An 18,454-nucleotide genomic window follows, 5' to 3' on the forward strand; every position below is an offset into this window, starting at 1 on the left:
TCGTTGTTGTAGATCAGGACGGTGCCGTCGTCCTCCTCGACCTCCAGCATGCTGCCCTCGGGGGCGGAGATCGGGAAACGGTACTCGGTCGGCGCGGAAGCGCCGTGGATGACGGTCATCGCGCGGGCGATCTGGCCGGTGCGCTGGTGGGCGAAGGTGACGCTGGGCTGCTTGGCGGCGTAGGTGACCAGGCCGGGCAGCGGCTGGCTGCCGGCGCCGCTGGCCTCCGGCATGCCGATGCCGATCTCGTTCTCGCTGACCGACGCCGACAGCGTGTGGTCGGCGTCGGTGGCGGCGGCGAAGGGACGCTGGACGTCGCCTTCGGGGATCACGGTCGGCGGGACGGTCTTGGCCTCCTCGACGATCTCGGGGACGACCTTGGTGAGGGCCGCCAGCGTGGGGTCGTCGTTCGCGAAGGCCGGGGTGCCGGCCACGTTCGCACCGCTGATTGCCAGGGCGGTGGCTAACGCGGCGATCATCGCCCGAGCGGAAATGCGCATGAATGTCCTTCCACATGCGGAGGGGGATGCACAAACGCCGCAAACGTAAGGATTGTCGGCGTCCAATCGGGTGATCTTGGATTGATGATCGGTAAACGTTTCCTGTCTTGCAGATTTCGCCTCTCGACCTGGTACGGAAGTCCCGTTCAAAGTCCCTCGGTCGCCACGAAGCGATGAGGCTCGCGAGGCTCAGCCCTCGGCCGGCTCGCCGCGGGCGGGCTGCCCGCGGACCCGCCGCCGGCCGACCGGAAAGCCGCCGGGCCGGACGGCCGTTCATCGGGCCTCGCCGTGGCGCTCCTCGCCGGGATCGGCGTCTGCGCGGTCGCCGAGGAGTCCTTCCGCTCGGCGCTCCTCGCCATGACCACCCACGACAGCGGCGTCTTCGCCGCCGCGATGCTCCTGTGGAGCCTGTGCTGTCCCGCCGTGGTCGCCTTCGTCGTGATCGCGAAAGCGACGGACCGGCCGCAGCCCCTGGCGTCACCGAAGTGAGCACCGAAGCGGGACACGATCCGCGTGAAGCCGTCCCGATCACTCCACGTTCGCGAGCTCGCTCTCGAAGCGCCTGCGCAAGGCGTCCTTCTCGGGCTCCGGCAGCCAGCACGCCTCCACCCCGGCCAGCGCCATCGCCCGCAACTGCTCATCCGGTACGGCGAGCTGCTCGGCGAGGATCCGATACTCGTTCGCCAGCGACGTCGGGAACATCCCCGGGTCGTCGGAAGCGGGGATGACGTTGAGCCCGGCATCGAGCATCGCCGCGATCGACGCCCGCCGCCACGGCCGCCACGAGCGCCGCGACGTGGTCGAGATGACGGTGAACGGGATCTGCTCGTCCCGCACCCTGGCGACGACCTCGTCGTCCTCGAGCACGAAGTAGCCGTGGTCGATGCGGTCGCAGCCGAGCACGTCGAGGCAGGTGACCGTGTTGACGGCGACGGGCGCGTGCTCGGAGGAGTGCGCGGTGCGGCGCAGCCCGGCCGCACCGGCGAGCCGGAAGGCGGCCTCGAACCGCTCCGGCGGCCCGGCGGTCTCCAGGTTGTCCAGCCCGATCCCCGCCACGTAGTCGTGCGGGTTGTCCACGACCGTGCGCACCCAGGAGAGCGCCTCGTCTCCCGACCTGCTCCGGTCGACGGCCGCGATGAGCCGGCCCGACATGCCGAAGTCGCGTTCGGCCATCCTGATGCCCTCGGCGTACGCCTCGACCACCGTGGCGTAGCCGAGCTTCTCCTGATGCTCGGTCAGCGCGTCGAAGGAGACCTCGAGATGCCTGGTCGCGCTGGTCCGGTGGGCGTCCTCGAACGCCTCGTAGGTGATCCTGGTGAGATCGTCGGCGTCGCGCAGGACCTGCAGCACCCACGAGGACACCTGGAACAGCGAGTAGGAGACCTCGGGCTCGTCCGCGCTCCTGCCCTGCGGGACCGGGATCCGGGTGTCCAGGTAGAGCGCCGGGTCCGGCGGCAGCGAGTTGACGTCCGCGTAGATCCGCTCGGGCGTGTCGGGCAGGTCGAGACCCTCCCGCCGGGCCAGCTCGGCGAAGGTGGAGGCGCGTACGGTGCCGATGAGGTGGCAGTGCAGATCGACCTTGGGCATCAGGTCAAGGTTCACTTGCCGGCCACCTCGCGGGTGAAGCGGTCGACCCAGGTGGTGCGGGTGTCGACGAGCTGGGCGGGGTCGAGGGTCTTGAACCCGGCGGCCACCGGGTCCTTCGCCGCCTCGCCCGTCACCTTGGCGATGTCGGCCGGGATCTCGGCCTTCGGGTTCGTGGGCAGGTCACCGGCGGCCTTCGCCATGGCGCTCTGCGCCTCGGCCGACAGCATGTAGTCGATGAACTTCGCCGCTCCCTGCGCGTTGCGCGCGCCCTTGGGGATCATCGCCCGGTTGGTGGCCATGTAGCGGCCCTTGTCGGGCGCCGTCCAGGCGATCGGCTCGCCGGAGGTGACGAGCTTGGTGGCGAAGCCGCTCAGCGCGTCGGCGGCGATGATCTCGCCCTGGGTCAGCAGGTTCGTGACCTCGGTCGAGGAGGTGTAGAACTGCAGGACGTTCGGCGCCCAGCCGGACAGGGTCTTCAGCGAGGTGTCGATGTCGTAGGGGCCCTTGCCGTACGACTCACCCACCCCCGAAATCATGAGTTGTCCGGCGGTCACCGAAATATCGGGAAGCGCGACCTTTCCCTTGTTCGCCGCGTTCGCGAACAGCTCCCAGTCGGCGGCCTGCTTCTGGCTCAGCTTGCCGGTGTTGTAGATGATCCCGTTGAGCTGGTGCGTGTAGGCCGGCCCCTCGTAGGAGCCCTCGGTCGCGAACGGCGCGAGCTGCTTCATGTTGGGCACGTCGACCTTCTGGAAGAGGCCGTCCTTCTGCCCGAGCGCGGCGAAGTAGTCGGAGATCAGCACCACGTCCGCCTCCGGCTCACCCTTGGCGAGCTTCAGCTTCGACAGCCGGTCGGAGTTGGACCCGGTGTCCAGCTCGACCTTGATCCCGGTCTGCTTGCTGAACGGGGCGACGACCGCCTGCTCGAACTCCTTCACGCCGAAGGGGAAGGTGCTGACGACGATGGTGTTCTGATCGGCCTGCTTCTCGGCGGACCCGGAGCCGGAACATCCGGCTGCGGCGAGCACCGTCAGAGCAGCGGCCAGTACGGCGCGGCGCGTGGGCATGGGGTCGTTCCTTCTTTCAGCGGGGGAGTGAAACCAGATGGTCGTCGGGCGCGATCACCGTGACGCCCGATCCGGGCGTCAGGGCAGCGCCGCTGCGTACGTCGGCGAGCAGCCTGACGGTCGCGCCCGACGGGTCGACCACGTCGAGCGAGACCAGCAGGTCGACGCCGCGGAAGGCCACGTCGACCACCGTGCCGTCGAGGTCGTGACCAAGGCCGGCGCCTTTCTCGGCGATGCGCAGATGCTCGGGCCGGATGGTCAGCGGCGTGCCGTCGGCCGCGGTGAGGAAGTTCTCGTAGCCGAGGAACTCGGCCACGAAACGGTCGGCGGGACGGGGGAAGACCTGCTGGGGAGTGCCCTGCTGGACGATCCGGCCCTCGTTCATGATGACCATCTCGTCGGACATCTCCAGCGCCTCGTCCTGGTCGTGGGTGACGAGGATGACGGTCAGCTTCGTCTCCGCCTGGATGCGCCTGATCTCGGCCCGCATCTGGACGCGCAGGCGGGCGTCGAGGTTGGACAGCGGCTCGTCGAGCAGCAGGAGCTTGGGCCTGATCGCGATCGCCCTGGCCAGCGCCACCCGCTGCTGCTGCCCGCCGGAGAGCTTCTTCGGCTTGCGGTCGGCCAGGTGCGCGAGCCCGACGAGGTCGAGCGTCTCCATGACCCGCGTACGTCTCTCCGCGGCCGGCACCTTGCGCAGCTTGAGCCCGTACCCGACGTTGTCGGCCACCGTCATGTGCGGGAACAGCGCGTACGACTGGAAGACCATCCCGAGATCGCGCTTCTCCGGCGGCGTGCGCGTGCTGTCGACCCCGTCGATGCGGATCGTCCCCGACGTCGGTGCGGAGTAGCCCGCGATCATCCTGAGCGTGGTGGTCTTGCCGCAGCCGCTCGGGCCCAGCAGCGTCGTCAGCCTCCCCGCCGGCACGGCGAGGTCGATCTCGTCGACGGCGGTGAAGGAGCCGAACCTCTGGGTGACTTTGATCAGCTCGGCGGCGGCGGTCATTGGTTGATCCCTCCGAAGATCTTGGCGAATCCGACCGTGCGCTCGGCGATCACCGCGATGACCACGGTGGCGGCCAGGATGAGGGTGGAGGCGGCGGCCACCATCGGGTCGTACGACTGCTGCACGTAGTCGAGCATCGTCACCGGCAGCGTCCGGAAGTCGCGTCCCTGCAGCAGCAGCGACAACGGCACGTTGTTGAACGACGTCACCATGCTGAGCAGCCCGGCGGAGAAGATGCCCGGACGCAGGACGGGCAACGTCACGTTGAGGAACGCGCGCAGCGGCGACGCGCCGAGACCCCGGGCGGCCTCCTCCAGCGCGGGGTCGGCCAGCGCGAGCGAGGCGCCGGTGACGCGCACCGCGTACGGCAGCATCAGCGCCGTGTGCCCGACCAGCAGGGTGCTGAAGTTGTCCAGGTCCAGGCCGACCATCAGCTGCTGGAACAGCGCGAGGCCGACGACCAGCTCCGGGACAATGAGCGGCGACAGGAACAACCCCTCGACCAGGCCCTTGCCGGGCAGCTTGCCACGGTGGACGGCGAGCGTGACGGGCACGCCGAGCACCAGCGCGAGCGCGGTGGCGAGCACGGCGAGCTCAAGGCTGGAGAGCGCGGCCTCGATGAACGGCTCGTAGCCGAGCGCCTCGTCGAACCAGCGCAGCGAGATCCCGTCGGGCGGGAACCTCAGGGTGCTTCCGGCGGTGAAGGCCGTGGCGACCACGAAGATGATCGGCACGATCATGATGACGTAGCCGATGACCGCGAGCGCCGCCGTGATCGGCCGCTTCATGAGGTGGCCCCCTTCCGCCCGATCAGCGAGGACAGCCCGGAGACCAGGAAGACCAGGACCGTCATGATGAGCGCCGTCGCCGAGGCGGAGGCCCAGTCGAGCGTGGTGCTCGCGTAGTTGAACAGCTGCGTGGACAGCATCCGCTGGCTGGACCCGCCGAGCAGGTAGGGCGTGGTGTACGCGGTGACGGACCCGGCGAAGACCAGGGTGGCGGCCACCACGATGCCCGGCATGGTCAGCGGGATGACGACGTTCCACATCGTCCGGATCCGGCTCGCGCCGAGCCCGCGCGAGGCGTCGTCCAGGCCGGGATCGACCTGGGCGACGGCCGAGTAGCAGGAGATGATCGCCAGCGGCAGGAACAGCTGGGTGAGGCCGAGGACGATCGCCAGCTTGGTGTAGAGCAGCTGCGGCGCCACGTCGACGATGCCGAGCTGGACGAGCAGCCGGCCGAGCGCCCCCTTGGAGCCGAGGATCACCAGCCAGCCGAACGTCCTTACCACGTTGCTCAGCATCAATGGGAAGATCGCCACTGCCAGGAAGACGCCGCTCCAGCGTGACGGCGAGCGGGCGAGCCAGTAGGCGATGGGGAAGCCGAGGACGACGCAGATGATCGTGACAGCCAGGGCCAGCCCGACCGTGCGCCCGATCACCTCCAGGTCGTACGGATCCGTCAGCATCCCGCCCAGACGCGTGAAGATCTCGCCGGTCGGCACGTCCGGGGGCGCGAAGAGCATCGCCGCGGAGGGGATGAGGAAACCCGCGACGAGTAGGACGAGACCAGGCACCAGCAGAAGGGCCGATTTGGGGGAGATGTCGGCGTCCTTTCTCCGTGGCGTACGCTTGATGGAACCGGTTGCGGAACCGGTTGCATGAGCCTGACCATAGATTATGAGCGGCCTGTCGCACAAACCCCTGTGTGAAATCCGTGTAACGACTCAAGGAGGATCAGTGCCGACACTCGCGGACGTCGCCGCGCTGGCCGGGGTTTCCAAGGCGACGGCCTCTCGCGCCCTGGGCCGGCCGGACCTGGCCGCCCCGGAGACGGTGGCCCGCGTCCGCGCAGCCGCCGAGCAGCTCGGATTCGTCCCCAACCGGGCGGCCACGCAGCTGGCCCGCGGGCGGACCGGAGTGGTCGCCGTCGTGGTGCCCACGCTCGACAACACCTTCTTCACCCCGATCATCGGCGGCGCCCAGGCGCGCGCGGCCGACTCGGGCATGCAGCTGACCATCGCGGTGCACTCCCTGGAGCACGCCGCCCAGGTCGCCGCGGTCGAGCAGCTCGCGCACCAGGTCGACGGCTTCCTGCTCACCGCGCCCCGGGGTTCGGACGAGATCGTCCGCGCCGCCGCGTCGTTCAAGCCGACCGTGCTCATCGACCGCGAGATCGAGGGCATGACCTCGGTGGTCGCCGACACGGCCACCGCCTTCGGCACGCTCGTCAACCGGTTCGTCGAGATGGGTCACGAGCGCATCGTCTACATCGGCGGCCCGGCGGGCTCCTGGCAGGATCGCCAGCGCCAGGCGGCCATCCGCGCCGCGGCCGGGCCGAGCGGCGCGACCCTGACCATGCTCGGGCCCCACCCCTCGACGTTCGCCGCCGGGGTGGAGACGGCGGAGGCCGTGGTGGCCGCCCGCGCCACCGCCGTGGTCCCGTACGCGACCTCGATCGGCCTGGGCCTCATGTTCGCCCTGCTCCACCGCGGGGTCCGCGATGTCGTGGTCAGCTCGGAGCGCATGATCGTCGAGAGCCTCGGCCTGGGCGACGTCCCCGCGATCGACGTGGACGGCGAGAAGCTCGGCGAGGTGGCCATGGACCAGCTCATGGCCCTCCTCGGGGAGCGCAGGGAGCCGTCACCCACCACCCGCCGCCTCACCGTCCCGATCAGCTGACCGAAATGGTGTAACAACGGGCGGGTTGCGGCCACTTCGTGGTGTCAGAAGAACGCATCCCGAACGAAGGGGCTGGGCGGTGTCAGATGATGAGCACCGGTTCACCGGCATGTACGACGAATGCCGACAACGGGTGTGGGCCTACGTCGTGAGCCGCGCGGGCCGCCAGGTGGCGGACGAGGTGGTGAGCGAGACGTTCGCGATCGCCTGGCGGCGGCTGGAGGACGTGCCCGAGCCGGCGCTGCCGTGGTTGCTCGGCGTCGCCAGGAACGTCCTGCGCGACAACGTCCGCGCCGAGGTACGCCGCGAGGCGGTCGCCGCGGAGCTGCGGGCCTGGGCCGAGGGCGACGTCGCCGAACACGTGACCGAGCGGATGGGCGTGCTGCGCGCGCTGGCCGCCGTGCCCGAGGACGATCGGGAGATCCTCGTCCTGGTCGCCTGGCACGGGCTGTCGCCGAAGGAGGGCGCGCGGGTCGTCGGCTGCTCGTCGGCGGCGTTCCGCGTACGGCTGCACCGGGCGCGCAAACGGCTCAAGCAGGCCATGGAGGCCACGGACGCCGGCCCACGGCGCGAACCCCTGCCCCACGTGCGGAGCCTCAACGAGGAGTGGTCATGAACCCCATCGACGAACTCCGGGCCGCCCGGCCCGCCGACCTCGGAGACCGCCCGATCGACCCGCGCACCCGGGCCGCCGAGCTCTCCCGCGCCATGTCCCGGCCCCGGCCGGCCCGGCGCCGGCGCAGGCCCGCGCGGCACGTATGGAGCCTGGGGCTCGCCGGAGCCGCGGCGGCCGTCACCGCCGTGGCCGTGGTCGTCGCGACGAACGGCACGGCGTCCACGGCACGAGGCCCCGACACCCCGGCGAGCACCCGGCAGGCGGTGACGCTGTCGGCCCGGGAGGTGCTGCTGGCCGCGGCCGCGCGGGCGGAGCGGCAACCGGAGGGCAAGGGCGAGTACTGGCACACCGTGTCGGTGCGCCGGACCCTGTTCGCCGCGGCCAAGGGCGGCTACCGGGTGCTCGACCAGCGGCGGGACGAGGGCTGGACGCCCGGCGCCACCGGCCCGGACCAGAGGCAGTGGGGCCGCATGCGGTCCCTCGGAGCCCGCCCGGCCACCGAGGAGGACCGGCAGGCGTGGGAGCGGGCCGGGTCGCCCACCTCCATCGAGGTCACGGTCCCCAGGAAGCCCAAGCCCATGATCCTGAAGACGTCGCCGGGCCGGGCCATGACCGGCCGCAGCCCGCTGACCGACGGGGACAAGGTGTTCTGGCTGGGCCGCAACGTTTCGGTGAAGGACCTGCGCGAGCTGCCCCGTGACCCCGACCAGCTCAAGAAGCGACTCCTGAGCTGGAAGGGCCGTGACAACGACGTGCCGATGCAGGGTGACGGGTGGCTGTTCGTGATCAGCGCTGGGTTGATCATGGATATGCCGGTGACGCCCGAGGTGCGCGGCGCCGCGTTCCGGATGCTGGCCGAGCTCGGCGACGTACGGGTCATCGAGAACGTCACGGATGCCGAGGGACGCACGGGCACGGCCGTGGCGATCAACGAGCCGACCTTCGACGGCGGCGTCACGGAGCACCGGCTGATCATCGACGAGGCGGCCGGACAGGCCCTGGCGAGCGAGTACGTCGCGGTGAAGCCGCGCGGCCTCCAGGCCGGCTTCGAGCCCGGCACGATGTGGAACTCCATCGCGGTGATCAAGGCGGGCTGGACGGACGACAAGCCCGAGTGACCGTCACGGGTCGGAGCGGCCGGCCCAGGCCGGCTGCTCCTCCCGTCCGACATCGGTGCTCTCCTCGGGAAAGTGGCAGGCGACGCGGTGCCCCGCGCCGGTCAGCTCCGGCTCCTCTACGGCGCACCGCTCCCGGGCCTTCCAGCAGCGGGTACGGAAGCGGCAGCCCGACGGCGGGTCGGCCGGGCTGGGCACGTCACCGGCGAGCACGATCCGCCTCCGCTCACCCCGCTGCGACGGACACGAGATCGGCACGGCCGAGATGAGCGCCTTGGTGTAGGGATGGGCGGGCCGTGCGAAGATCTCCGCCCGCTCGCCCTCCTCCACGATCCGGCCCAGATACATGATCGCCACTCTGTCGCACAGATGCCGCACGACCGACAGGTCGTGCGAGATGAACAGGTAGGCCAGGCCCAGCTCGCGCTGCAGCTGGGCGAGCTGGTTGACGACCTGCGCCCGGATCGAGACGTCCAGCGCCGAGACGGGCTCGTCCAGCACCAGCACGCGCGGGTTCAGGGCCAGCGCCCTGGCGATGCCGACGCGCTGGCGCTGGCCGCCGGAGAACTCGTGCGGGTAACGGTTGGCGTGCTCGGGCGACAGGCCCACCAGCTCCAGCAGCTCGCCGACCCGTTCCCGGCCGCCGCGGCGGTAGCGGCCCTGGGTGCGCAGCGGCTCGGCGACGATCTCGTGCACGGTCAGCCGCGGCGGCAGCGACGAGTACGGGTCCTGGAAGACGATCTGGATCTCGCCGCGCAGCGCCCGGAGCTCGGCGGGCGACATGGCGGCCAGGTCGCGCCCGCCGTACAGGATGCGGCCGGAGGTGGGCTCGGCCAGGCGCACGACGAGCCGGCCCGTCGTGGTCTTGCCGCAGCCGGACTCGCCGACCAGCCCGAGGGTACGGCCGGAGCGCAGCGCCAGGTCCACGCCGTCCACGGCCCGGACCGCCCCGCTCCGCCCGCGCAGGATCCCGGTACGGATCGGGAAGTGCTTGACCAGGCCCTCGACGGCCAGCACGGGTTCGCTCACACCGGCTCCTCGTGGAAATGGCAGGCCGACAGGTGACCGGCGGCCACCGCGACCGGCTCGGGACGGTCCGCCCGGCAGGCGGCGCGGCCGGCGGCCAACGCGCAGCGCGGCTCGAAGGCGCAGCCGGGCGGCGGCGCCAGCAGGTCGGGCGGGCTGCCAGGGATCGGCACCAGGCCCCCCGTCGCTTGCTCCAGACGGGGGCGGCCGGCCAGCAGGCCGCGCGTGTAGGGGTGGCTGGGCGTGGCGAAGACCTGGTGCACGTCGCCGTGCTCGACGACGCGGCCCGCGTACATGACCGCGACCCGGTCGGCCAGCTCGGCGATCACCCCCAGGTCGTGGGTGATGAGCACCGCCGCCGCGCCGGCCTCCCGCGTGGCCGTGTCGATCAGGCCGAGCACCTGGGACTGGACGGTGACGTCCAGCGCGGTCGTCGGCTCGTCGGCGATGAGCAGGTCGGGCTCGTTGGCCAGGGCCATCGCGATCATCGCGCGCTGGCGCATGCCGCCGGAGTACTCGTGGGGGTGCCGGCCGTACCGGGCGGCGGGGTCGGCGACGCCGACGGAGGCCAGCAGCTCCAGCACGCGGGCCCGCACGGCGGCGCGGCCGAGGCGCGGCTGGTGCAGCCTGATGGCCTCGGCGATCTGGGCGCCGACCGGGACGACCGGGTTGAGCGCCGTCATCGGGTCCTGGAAGATCATCGCGATGCGGCGGCCCCGGATCCGGCGCAGCCGGCGCGCGGGCAGCGCCAGCAGGTCCTCGCCGTCGAAGCGGACGCTGCCGCGCACCACCCGCCCCGGCGGCCGGACCAGGCCGAGCACCGACATCGCGGTCACGCTCTTGCCCGAGCCGGACTCGCCGACCACGCCGAGGATCTCGCCCGGCCCCACCTCCAGGCTGACTCCGTCGACGGCGCGCACCACGCCGTCCCGCGTGCGGAACTCGACCGCGAGGTCGTCGACCGTGAGCAGCGGCGTCATCCGCGGACTCCCTTCAGGTCCACGGCGTCGCGCAGGCCGTCGCCGACGAAGTTCACGGCCAGCACGGTCAGCGCGATGGCCAGGCCGGGCGGCAGCCACAACCACGGCATGGTCTGGATGAGGGTGAGGTTCTGGGCGTCGGTCAGCATGTTGCCCCAGCTGGCCCGCGGCGGCCGTACGCCGAGGCCGAGGAAGGACAGCACCGCCTCCAGCAGGATCAGCTGCGCCACCAGCAGCGTGCCGGCCACCGCGACCTGCGGCAGGACGGCGGGCAGCACGTGCCGGCCGATCACCGTCAGCCGCCCGGCCCCGAAGGCGCGCGCCGCCTGGACGTACTCCCGCTCGCGCAGCGACAACGTCAGCCCGCGCACCACGCGGCAGGCGGTCGGCCAGTTGCACGCGGCGAAGACGAGCACGAGCATCGCGGCGCCCGGCCCGAGCACGCCCGCCAGCACGACGATGACGACCAGCGACGGGAAGGAGAGCACCACGTCGGCGGCGCGCATGACGACGGCGTCGACCGGCCCGCCGAGCATGCCGGCCAGCGCGCCGAGCAGCGTGCCGAAGGCGACCGCCGCCAGCGACGACAGCAGGCCGACCAGCAGCGAGACCCGGCCGGCGTGCACGAGCCTGGCGAACACGTCGCGCCCGGAGGAGTCGGTGCCGAGCAGGTGCGCGGCTGACGGCGGCTCGCGGAAGGCGGCCAGGTCCACCGTGTTCGGGTCGTGCCCGGCCACCAGTGGCGCGGCCAGCGCCAGCACGCCGACGGCGGTCAGGAACACGGCGCCGGCCAGCGCCATGCGGTTGCGCCGGAAGCGCCGGGCGGCGAGCGAGCGGGGCGAGGCGGGGGTGACGGTGGTGGTCATGACAGGCTGATCCTCGGGTCGGCCACCGCGTAGAGCAGGTCGGCGGCGAGGTTGCAGACCAGGACGAGCACCGCGACGAACATCGCGAACCCGATCACCACCGGGTGGTCGAGCTGGCCGATCGAGCTGACGGCGAGCTGCCCCATGCCCGGCCAGGCGAAGACCTGCTCCACGGCGACCGCGCCGGCCAGCAGCTGCGGGACGGAGATCATGACGACGGTGATGAGCGGGATCAGGGCGTTGCGCAGCGCGTGCCGCATCAGCACCCGGCCGGGACCGGCGCCCTTGGCCTCGGCCGTGCGCACGTAGTCGGCGTCGAGCTCCGCCAGCAGCCCGGCGCGCACGTACCGGGTGAACGGCCCGGCGATGGACAGCCCGAGGACGGCCGCCGGCAGCACCAGGTGGGCCAGGAGGTCGGCGGCGCCGCCGTCGCCCGGTGTGGACATGCCGGAGGACGGCGCCCAGCCGAGCCGCAGCGAGAAGAGGTAGATCGCGGCGATGCCCAGGAAGAAGCTGGGCACCGAGATCGCGCCCAGGCCGGCGACGGTGGTGGCGTGGTCGACCGCGGTGTTGCGCCGGATCGCGGCCAGCGTGCCCGCCGCCACCGCCAGCACCAGGCCGATCGCCAGGGCGGTGCCCATGAGCAGCACGGTGGGGCCCATCCGCTCGCCGAGCACCTCGGCCACCGGGCGGCGGCTCACGAAGGAGTGGCCGAGGTCGCCGCCCAGCACGTCACGCAGCCATATGCCGTACGTGACCAGGACCGGCCTGTCCAGGCCGAGTTCGGCGCGTTTGGCGGCGACGAACGCCGGGCCGCCCGAGGCCAGCCGCTCGGGATCGACCATCATCCGGACCGGATCGCCGGGCGCGGCGCGGACCAGGAGGAACACGCCGGCGCTGATGAGCAGGAAGACGGCGGCGTTGGTCAGGAGCCGGCGCACGAGGTAGGCGAGCATCAGCCGGCCAGGGTCCACTCGTCGGCGTTCCAGAAGCCGGTGGTGAAGTCGCCGCTGGGCTTGAAGCCGCGCAGCCGCGAGCCGGTGGCCCACAGGGTGTCGGGGTTGTACAGCCACAGGTACGGGACCTGGGCGTTGTCCTTGCTCGCGGCCTCCTGGTAGAGCTTGGCGCGCTGGTCGCGGTCGGTGCGGGCGTCGGCTCGGGCGGCGAGGGTGTCCAGCGACTCGTCGCAGAAGTTACTGATATTTCCCCCGCCGGGGTAGAAAGCGGCGCAATTGATGATCGTGACGCTGCTGGAGGGGTCCACGGCGTAGCTGCCGCCGCCGAAGAGCGCCAGGTCGAACGTGCGCTTCTCGTAGGACTCCAGCAGTTCGGCCGCCTGCACCTGCTTGAGCTCGACGGTCATCCCCGCCGCGCTCAGCGCCCCCTGCACCACCGTGGCCGTCACGTCGCGGTCGCGCTGGCCGGGGATCCACGACAGCGTCACCTTCTGGCCGGCCTTCCAGCCCGCCTCGGCCAGCAGCGACCTGGCCCTGGCCGGGTCGTAGGCGTACTCCTCCAGCGTGCCGGGCAGCGCCCACGGGGTGACGAACGAGGAGTTCTGCACCCGGCCGTGGCCGGCCAGGAGCTTGGCGACCAGCGCTTCGCGGTCGATCGCGTGGAGCATCGCCCGGCGTACCCGGGGATCGGCGAAGCGCTTGTCGCTCTGGTCGACCGCGATCCTGATGAAGCCCGGGCTCGGCTTCGCCGAGACGGTGACGCCCTTGAGCTCCTCCACCGCCCGCAGGTCGGTGGGGGAGATCTGGACCAGGTCCATCTCGCCGGTGCCGAGTTGCGCGGTCGCCACGTCAGAGCTGATGGGTCTGAGGAAGATCCTGGGGATCGCGACAGGTTTTCGGTAGTGCGGGTTGGCGGCCAGCTCCACGTACTGGTCGGTCTTGTAGGTCACGAAGGTGTACGGGCCCATGCCGACCGTCGGGTGGTTGAAGAAGGTGCTGCCGGCGATCTTGTCCACCGGCTCCATGCCGAGCACGTGCTCGGGCAGGATGAAGGCGAACGGCCCGGCGATCAGGCTGAGGAAGCCGACGTTCGGCCTGGCCGGCCTGATCACGAACGTGGCGTCGTCCGGGGCCTCGAAGGCGGCCCCGGCCAGCTTGCCCGCCATCGCGCTGCCGCTCTTGGCGTCGGCCAGCAGCCTGTAGGTGAACAGCACGTCTTCGCTGGTGAACGGCATGCCGTCGCTCCACTTCAGGCCCGCGCGCAGGTGGAAGGTGATCCGGTCCTCGTCCACCTCCCAGCGCTCGGCCAGGCGCGGCGCGTAGGCGTAGGAGTCGTCGACGGTCAGCAGGTTGTCGAAGATCAACGTCATGACCTGCTGGTCGGGGCCGGTGGGCGGATCCAGCGGGGAGAAGCGCTTCGGCTTCTGGTACAGGTGGATGTTGATCGCGTTGTGCGCGGAATCCTGAGCGGGGGAGTCGGCCGGGCCGGAGCAGCCGGCGGCGAGCACGAGGACGACGACGGCCAGCGCGCCTGACAGGCGGTTCATGGGAGCCTCCTGAAAGGGTCGTGCACATTGAGTGACTGTAAAGATACTTACAGTAATGTAGGCTCCACGCAAGCGGCGGGGTTTGTGTAACGTTCCACTAAGTCTTCGGACTACCGACGACTGCGCGTTGTCCGGCAGTGGGTGCCGAGGCCGATGAACCCCACGGCCGGACGGCTGAGAGACGTCGTGCGCGGTCAGGGGCGGCAGGCTCCGATGGAGCCGAGTTCGGCGATCGCGTCGGCGGGCAGGGCCGGCTCGGCGGCCCGGATGAGGTGCTGCGGGAGAACATCGTCAAGGCGATCGCGCTCCTGGTGCGGCCCCTTGCCGCTGCCGCCGGGGGTTCCGGGGAAGCGTGCGGCTGCTCACACGGCACCCAGGCGAACGGGCCGATCCCGACGCCGAGCACCTGACCGGGCGGGCTGGGGAACGCTTCGCTTGAGCGTCAGGCGCCTTCGCGGTAGAGATCGGCGAGCAGGGCGACGGCGGCGTGGGTGGCGGGGTGGGGGTCGTGCCGCCGCCAGATGAGATGGACGGGTACGGGGTCGGCGTCGCGCAGGGGGCGGTAGGTGATGCCGTCGCGGCGGTACTGGTTGGCGGTGGCCTGCGGGGTGACGCCGACGCGGCGGCCGGTGGCGATGGCGGCGAGCCAGTCGTCGATGTCGTGGGTGTACTCCGTCGCGGGGCGGGCGCCTTCGGGCCACAGGTCCAGCGTGGTGGTGCCGGTGCGGCGGTCGACCACCAGGGTGCGCTCGCGGATCTCGTCCAGGCGGATGCTGCGGCGTCCGGCCCAGGGGTCGTCGGAGGCCAGGGCGAGGTAGCGGCGCTCGTGGCCGACGAGCGCGTGGGCGTAGCGGCGGGTGTCAATGGGGGTGCGGACGACGGCCAGGTCGCACAGGCCCTCGGCGAGACCGCCGGTGGGGGTGTTGTGGCGGATCAGGTGGAGCTCGACGCCGGGGTAGCGGTCGTGCCACCGGCGCTGGAACTCGGCGGTGTGCCGGCCCATGGCGGACCAGGCGTGGCCGATGCGCAACCGGGTGTGGCCGGTGGTGGCCTGGTGGACCAGCTCGTCGGCCTCGGCGAGCAGGTGGCGGGCGCGGGCCAGGACCTGCACACCGGCGGTGGTGGGGGTGAGCGTGCGGCTGGTGCGGTGCAGCAGCCGCACCCCGAGGATCCGCTCCAGCGCCAGCAGGGTGCGGGAGACCGCCGCCTGGGACAGGCCCAGCTCGATCCCGGCGTCCGTGAAGCTGCCGGTGTCGACGATCGCGACCAGGCAGCGCAGGTGCCGCAGCTCCAGCTCCTTACGACCATCCATGCGTCCAGAGTATAGATACGCCCTTGGATGCATTTTGCGTATGCTTCGGCGTACCGGATGGTTGTGCCATGGCACTCGAAGCAGGCACGGAGACGGCCGTTCCCGCCTCGCGGACGAGCCCGACGCGGTGGTCCGGGATGGCGCTGATGGTGGGCAGCGGGCTGTCCAACCAGGTCGGAGCGTCGGTCGCCGCGCTCGCCCTTCCGGTCCTCGGGCCGGTGGGGGTGGTGGCGGTGCGCCAATGGGTGGCCGCCGCGGTGCTGCTGAGCGCTGGCCGGCCGAGGCTGCGCTCGTTCAGCGCCGCGCAGTGGCGGCCGGTGCTGGGGCTGGCCGTGGTCTTCGCGACCATGAACCTGACGCTCTACGCGGCGATCGGCCGGATCGGGCTCGGACTCGCGGTCACCCTGGAGTTCCTCGGCCCGCTCGCCGTGGCGCTGGCGAGTTCGCGCCGCCGTACCGATCTGGTGTGCGCTCTCGCCGCCGCGGCGGCCGTGGCGATCCTCGCCCGCCCCCAGCCCAGCACCGACTACCTCGGCATCGGCCTGGCCCTGGTCGCCGCCGTCTGCTGGGGCTGCTACGTCCTGCTCAACCGCACCGTGGGCGAGCGCCTGCCCGGGCTGCAGGGATCGGCCGCCGCCGCGGCCGTCTCCGGCGTGCTCTACCTGCCCGTCGGCGTCGTCGTCCTGTGGCTCCACCGGCCCACCGCCGGTGCCCTGCTGTGCGCGTTCGCCGCGGGGGTGCTGTCCTCCGCGGTGCCGTTCCTCGCCGACCTGCTCGCCCTGCGCCGGGTCCCCGCCCACTTCTTCGGGATCTTCATGAGCGTCAACCCGGTGTTCGCCGCCCTGATCGGCATGGTCGTTCTCGACCAGCGCCTTGACGCGGCCTCGTGGCCGGCCATCGCCATGATCGTCGCCGCCAACGCCGCCGCCGTGGCTCCCAAGCGCTGATCATCGTACGCCGAGCCGGCCGATCAGGTCGTTGGCCCTGTTCGAGGGGGACTTGTGGCCCTGGGGCGGCGCGGTGACGCACGGTGGAATGAGGGCAGAGGGGAGAGACATGCGGCAGCTCAGCGCGCTGGACGCGCAGTTCCTCAACTTCGAGACCGCCACCAACGTCGCGAACGTCGGCGGTCTGGCCGTGCTGTACAAGGACCTGTCCAGGAAGAAGATCCAGCGCAGGCTGGCGGAGCGGATGGCCGGGGTGCCGCAGCTGCGGCAGCGCCTGGTCCGCGTGCCCCTCGGCCTGGATCACCCGTACTGGGCCGACGACGGCGAGGTGGACCTGGACCATCACGTCCGGGAGCTCACCCTGCCCCCTCCCGGTGACGACCTGCAGCTGGGCGAGCAGGTGGCCCGCCTGCACGAGCGCCGCCTGGACCGAACCCGTCCCCTGTGGGAGATGTACCTGATCCACGGCCTGGCCGGCGGCCGCTGCGGTATCTACGCCAAGGTCCACCACGCCGCCGTCGACGGGCTGACGGGGGCGGAGGTGCTCGCCGCGCTCATGGATCCCGTGCCCGAAGCGGCCTCGTACGAGCTCGAAGCCCCTCCGGGGCTGTGGCGCATGCTGGCCAGGAGCGCCTGGCACCTTGCGGGGAACCCCGCGCACCTGCTGCGGTTCGCGGGCGAGGCCCTGCCGGTGCTGGACCAGCTCCCCGTCATCTCCCGGCTGCCCGGCGCGAGCGGGGTCGCGCGGCTGATCCGGCGCGCACCCCGGCCTGAGCTGCCGGACATGGAGGCCCCGCACACCCCGCTCAGCGGCCCGGTCTCCTCCCGCCGCCGTTACGCCTTCGCCGAGCTGCCGCTGAAGGAGATCAAACGGGTCAAGAACGCCTTCGGCGTCACCGTGAACGACGTCGTGATGGCGCTCGTGGCCTCCGCGTTGCGGCGCTGGCTGCTGGCCCACGCGGCGCTGCCGGAGATCCCCCTGGTCGCGGGGGTGCCGTTCTCCGTACGCGGCCAGGAAGGCGTGAACGAGGGCAACCAGGTCACCATGATGATCACACAGTTGCCCACGCACATGGACGATCCCCGCCGGCGGCTCGAACTCGTGAGCGAGGGGATGCGGCAGATCAAGGAACGGTTCGCCCTGACCCCCGCGCGCCTGCTGCGTGACCTGAGCGAGAGCATGCCCGCCGCCCTGAACGGCCTGGCCGACCGCGCCGCGCTTGATCTTCTGGGACGTACGGGGCCGCCTGTCAACGTGGTCGTCTCCAACGTTCCCGGCCCGCAGTTCCCGCTGCGGATCGCCGGGGTCAGGCTGCTGGCGCACTATCCGGTGTCCGTGGTCACCGACGTGAGCGGCGCCGTGAACGTCACGGCCTTCTCCTACAACGGGCGCCTCGACGTCGGGTTCACCGCCTGCGGGGAGCTGGTCCCCGACGTGTGGGCCTTTCCCGGCTACCTGCGCGAGGCCCTGGACGAGCTCAGGCCGAGCCCGAGGAGGGCAGGAGCCCGCAGGAAAACCCAAGGGCTCAGAGGCCGTGGATGCGGCGGCCCGTGATGTGGTGCGGGATGATGCGGACGTAGAGGCGACGCTCGCCACCCGCCCACGGGGTGACGTCAGCCAGGATGACCTCGTCCTCGGGCACGTGGTGGGCGGGGCCCTGGACGAGGACGCTCCAGCCCTCCCTCTGAGCCTCGTCGATCCGGTCGACCTGGAAGCCGATCTTGATCTCCACCCCTTCCACGCCGCTGCGCAGGTCCTGGTCCATGGGGCCGCCGCGGGCGGTGCGGAAGACGATGGCGCCGTCGTGGACCTTGTAGTTCACGGGCAGCACCGTGGGCCCCTCCGGACCGTTGAACGCCACCCGGCCGATGCCGCCCGGGGCGACCAGCCGCAGGCACTCCTCGGGTTCGAGGATTTCCAGGACCGCGTCGGCCGAGCCGGATCCGGGGCCTGGCGGGAGATCGCGGCCGCCGCCCAGCAGGTCCTCGGCCGTCGTTTCGAGGGCGGTGGCCAGGCGGGCCACCGTACCTGTGTCAGGAGTGCCCAGATGGCTTTCGAGGTGCTGGACGTATCCGGCGGACATGTCCGCCCGGTCGGCCACCTGTTCGGCGGTGAGGCCGAGCCGATGACGGTGATAGCTGATGCGACGCGCGAAGTCGCCGGTGCCGGTCATGAGCGTGTCCTCCCTGGTCATGTCCACGAAGCTAGCCAGTCGCCCGCTCGGCGGACAGGGTCCTTCGGCCTTTGCCG

At 71.5% G+C, this 18,454-nt stretch carries 18 protein-coding genes and 1 pseudogene; 6 read left to right on the plus strand and 13 right to left on the minus strand.

The features are described 5' to 3' along the window. Window positions 1-500: pseudogene (locus AB0L65_RS56730) on the minus strand (hypothetical protein); the annotation flags it as partial. A 288-nt stretch (window positions 501-788) separates the two neighbouring features. Here AB0L65_RS56730 and AB0L65_RS56735 point away from each other — a divergent pair. Next, window positions 789-989 carry a hypothetical protein gene (locus AB0L65_RS56735; protein WP_364264954.1) on the plus strand — a complete coding sequence of 67 codons (201 nt, stop codon included), beginning with the start codon at window positions 789-791 and terminating at the stop codon, window positions 987-989. Between the two features lie 39 nt (window positions 990-1,028). Here AB0L65_RS56735 and AB0L65_RS56740 read toward each other — a convergent pair whose 3' ends face one another. Genes AB0L65_RS56740 through AB0L65_RS56760 form a run of 5 tightly spaced genes read right to left on the minus strand, consistent with a single transcriptional unit; the run spans window position 1,029 to window position 5,733 of the window. After that, complete coding sequence (locus AB0L65_RS56740) at window positions 1,029-2,102, minus strand: hypothetical protein (RefSeq protein WP_364264956.1); 1,074 nt, start codon at window positions 2,100-2,102, stop codon at window positions 1,029-1,031. Further along, window positions 2,099-3,151 carry an extracellular solute-binding protein gene (locus tag AB0L65_RS56745; RefSeq protein ID WP_364264958.1) on the minus strand — a complete coding sequence of 351 codons (1,053 nt, stop codon included), beginning with the start codon at window positions 3,149-3,151 and terminating at the stop codon, window positions 2,099-2,101. Before AB0L65_RS56745 ends, AB0L65_RS56740 begins: the two co-directional genes overlap by 4 nt. Before the next feature lie 16 nt (window positions 3,152-3,167). Further along, the gene (locus tag AB0L65_RS56750; RefSeq protein WP_364264960.1) at window positions 3,168-4,157 is read right to left on the minus strand and encodes an ABC transporter ATP-binding protein; all 990 of its coding nucleotides are present in this window, start codon (window positions 4,155-4,157) and stop codon (window positions 3,168-3,170) included. Beyond that, window positions 4,154-4,945, minus strand: a complete 792-nt coding sequence (locus tag AB0L65_RS56755) for an ABC transporter permease (protein ID WP_364264962.1) — start codon at window positions 4,943-4,945, stop codon at window positions 4,154-4,156. Before AB0L65_RS56755 ends, AB0L65_RS56750 begins: the two co-directional genes overlap by 4 nt. Continuing rightward, window positions 4,942-5,733 carry an ABC transporter permease gene (locus tag AB0L65_RS56760; RefSeq protein ID WP_364264964.1) on the minus strand — a complete coding sequence of 264 codons (792 nt, stop codon included), beginning with the start codon at window positions 5,731-5,733 and terminating at the stop codon, window positions 4,942-4,944. Before AB0L65_RS56760 ends, AB0L65_RS56755 begins: the two co-directional genes overlap by 4 nt. 163 nt (window positions 5,734-5,896) lie before the next feature. Between AB0L65_RS56760 and AB0L65_RS56765 the strand changes: the two genes are divergently transcribed. The 3 genes from AB0L65_RS56765 to AB0L65_RS56775 all read left to right on the plus strand — a co-directional run bounded on the left by AB0L65_RS56765 (window position 5,897) and on the right by AB0L65_RS56775 (window position 8,572). Then, entirely contained in the window at window positions 5,897-6,838 is a 942-nt protein-coding gene (locus tag AB0L65_RS56765) for a LacI family DNA-binding transcriptional regulator (RefSeq protein WP_364264965.1), read from the plus strand. Window positions 6,839-6,917: 79 nt separating this feature from the next. Continuing rightward, window positions 6,918-7,454 (plus strand): sigma-70 family RNA polymerase sigma factor, encoded by a 537-nt coding sequence (locus AB0L65_RS56770; protein ID WP_350736030.1) that lies wholly within the window; start codon window positions 6,918-6,920, stop codon window positions 7,452-7,454. Further along, window positions 7,451-8,572: a CU044_5270 family protein gene (locus tag AB0L65_RS56775; RefSeq protein ID WP_364264966.1), complete on the plus strand. Its 1,122-nt coding sequence runs from the start codon at window positions 7,451-7,453 to the stop codon at window positions 8,570-8,572. Before AB0L65_RS56770 ends, AB0L65_RS56775 begins: the two co-directional genes overlap by 4 nt. Window positions 8,573-8,575: 3 nt before the next feature. On the opposite strand, the gene AB0L65_RS56780 is transcribed toward AB0L65_RS56775, so the two are convergent. The 6 genes from AB0L65_RS56780 to AB0L65_RS56805 form a co-directional block, all read right to left on the minus strand. After that, window positions 8,576-9,598: a dipeptide ABC transporter ATP-binding protein gene (locus tag AB0L65_RS56780; RefSeq protein ID WP_364264968.1), complete on the minus strand. Its 1,023-nt coding sequence runs from the start codon at window positions 9,596-9,598 to the stop codon at window positions 8,576-8,578. Next, complete coding sequence (locus AB0L65_RS56785; RefSeq protein ID WP_364264970.1) at window positions 9,595-10,575, minus strand: ABC transporter ATP-binding protein; 981 nt, start codon at window positions 10,573-10,575, stop codon at window positions 9,595-9,597. The genes AB0L65_RS56780 and AB0L65_RS56785 overlap by 4 nt, the downstream gene beginning before the upstream one ends. After that, complete coding sequence (locus AB0L65_RS56790) at window positions 10,572-11,441, minus strand: ABC transporter permease (RefSeq protein ID WP_364264972.1); 870 nt, start codon at window positions 11,439-11,441, stop codon at window positions 10,572-10,574. The genes AB0L65_RS56785 and AB0L65_RS56790 overlap by 4 nt, the downstream gene beginning before the upstream one ends. Continuing rightward, a complete protein-coding gene (locus AB0L65_RS56795; RefSeq protein ID WP_364264974.1) occupies window positions 11,438-12,397 on the minus strand; it encodes an ABC transporter permease in 960 nt (319 codons plus the stop codon). Before AB0L65_RS56795 ends, AB0L65_RS56790 begins: the two co-directional genes overlap by 4 nt. After that, on the minus strand, window positions 12,397-13,944 hold the full coding sequence (locus AB0L65_RS56800) for an ABC transporter substrate-binding protein (protein WP_364264976.1): 1,548 nt from the start codon (window positions 13,942-13,944) through the stop codon (window positions 12,397-12,399). The genes AB0L65_RS56795 and AB0L65_RS56800 overlap by 1 nt, the downstream gene beginning before the upstream one ends. Window positions 13,945-14,386: 442 nt before the next feature. Beyond that, window positions 14,387-15,256, minus strand: a complete 870-nt coding sequence (locus tag AB0L65_RS56805; protein WP_364264978.1) for a LysR family transcriptional regulator — start codon at window positions 15,254-15,256, stop codon at window positions 14,387-14,389. A gap of 68 nt (window positions 15,257-15,324) precedes the next feature. On the opposite strand from AB0L65_RS56805, the gene AB0L65_RS56810 reads away from it, so the two are divergent. Next, window positions 15,325-16,203 carry an EamA family transporter gene (locus tag AB0L65_RS56810; protein ID WP_364264980.1) on the plus strand — a complete coding sequence of 293 codons (879 nt, stop codon included), beginning with the start codon at window positions 15,325-15,327 and terminating at the stop codon, window positions 16,201-16,203. Window positions 16,204-16,312: 109 nt separating this feature from the next. Continuing rightward, entirely contained in the window at window positions 16,313-17,758 is a 1,446-nt protein-coding gene (locus tag AB0L65_RS56815) for a wax ester/triacylglycerol synthase family O-acyltransferase (protein WP_364264982.1), read from the plus strand. On the opposite strand, the gene AB0L65_RS56820 is transcribed toward AB0L65_RS56815, so the two are convergent. Next, complete coding sequence (locus AB0L65_RS56820) at window positions 17,730-18,398, minus strand: pyridoxamine 5'-phosphate oxidase family protein (RefSeq protein ID WP_364264984.1); 669 nt, start codon at window positions 18,396-18,398, stop codon at window positions 17,730-17,732. The genes AB0L65_RS56815 and AB0L65_RS56820 overlap by 29 nt on opposite strands. Window positions 18,399-18,454: the final 56 nt, after the last annotated feature.

The sequence above is a fragment of the Nonomuraea sp. NPDC052116 genome (assembly GCF_040680035.1).
GTDB lineage: Bacteria > Actinomycetota > Actinomycetes > Streptosporangiales > Streptosporangiaceae > Nonomuraea > Nonomuraea angiospora_A.

Coding starts and splice junctions, on each gene's coding strand:
- AB0L65_RS56795 (WP_364264974.1), bottom strand. CDS start 12,397: ATGCTCGCCTACCTCGTGCGCCGGCTCCTGACCAACGCCGCCGTCTTC.
- AB0L65_RS56815 (WP_364264982.1), top strand. CDS start 16,313: ATGCGGCAGCTCAGCGCGCTGGACGCGCAGTTCCTCAACTTCGAGACC.
- AB0L65_RS56745 (WP_364264958.1), bottom strand. CDS start 3,151: ATGCCCACGCGCCGCGCCGTACTGGCCGCTGCTCTGACGGTGCTCGCC.
- AB0L65_RS56755 (WP_364264962.1), bottom strand. CDS start 4,945: ATGAAGCGGCCGATCACGGCGGCGCTCGCGGTCATCGGCTACGTCATC.
- AB0L65_RS56785 (WP_364264970.1), bottom strand. CDS start 10,575: ATGACGCCGCTGCTCACGGTCGACGACCTCGCGGTCGAGTTCCGCACG.
- AB0L65_RS56810 (WP_364264980.1), top strand. CDS start 15,325: ATGGCACTCGAAGCAGGCACGGAGACGGCCGTTCCCGCCTCGCGGACG.
- AB0L65_RS56820 (WP_364264984.1), bottom strand. CDS start 18,398: ATGACCAGGGAGGACACGCTCATGACCGGCACCGGCGACTTCGCGCGT.
- AB0L65_RS56790 (WP_364264972.1), bottom strand. CDS start 11,441: ATGACCACCACCGTCACCCCCGCCTCGCCCCGCTCGCTCGCCGCCCGG.
- AB0L65_RS56750 (WP_364264960.1), bottom strand. CDS start 4,157: ATGACCGCCGCCGCCGAGCTGATCAAAGTCACCCAGAGGTTCGGCTCC.
- AB0L65_RS56775 (WP_364264966.1), top strand. CDS start 7,451: ATGAACCCCATCGACGAACTCCGGGCCGCCCGGCCCGCCGACCTCGGA.
- AB0L65_RS56800 (WP_364264976.1), bottom strand. CDS start 13,944: ATGAACCGCCTGTCAGGCGCGCTGGCCGTCGTCGTCCTCGTGCTCGCC.
- AB0L65_RS56805 (WP_364264978.1), bottom strand. CDS start 15,256: ATGGATGGTCGTAAGGAGCTGGAGCTGCGGCACCTGCGCTGCCTGGTC.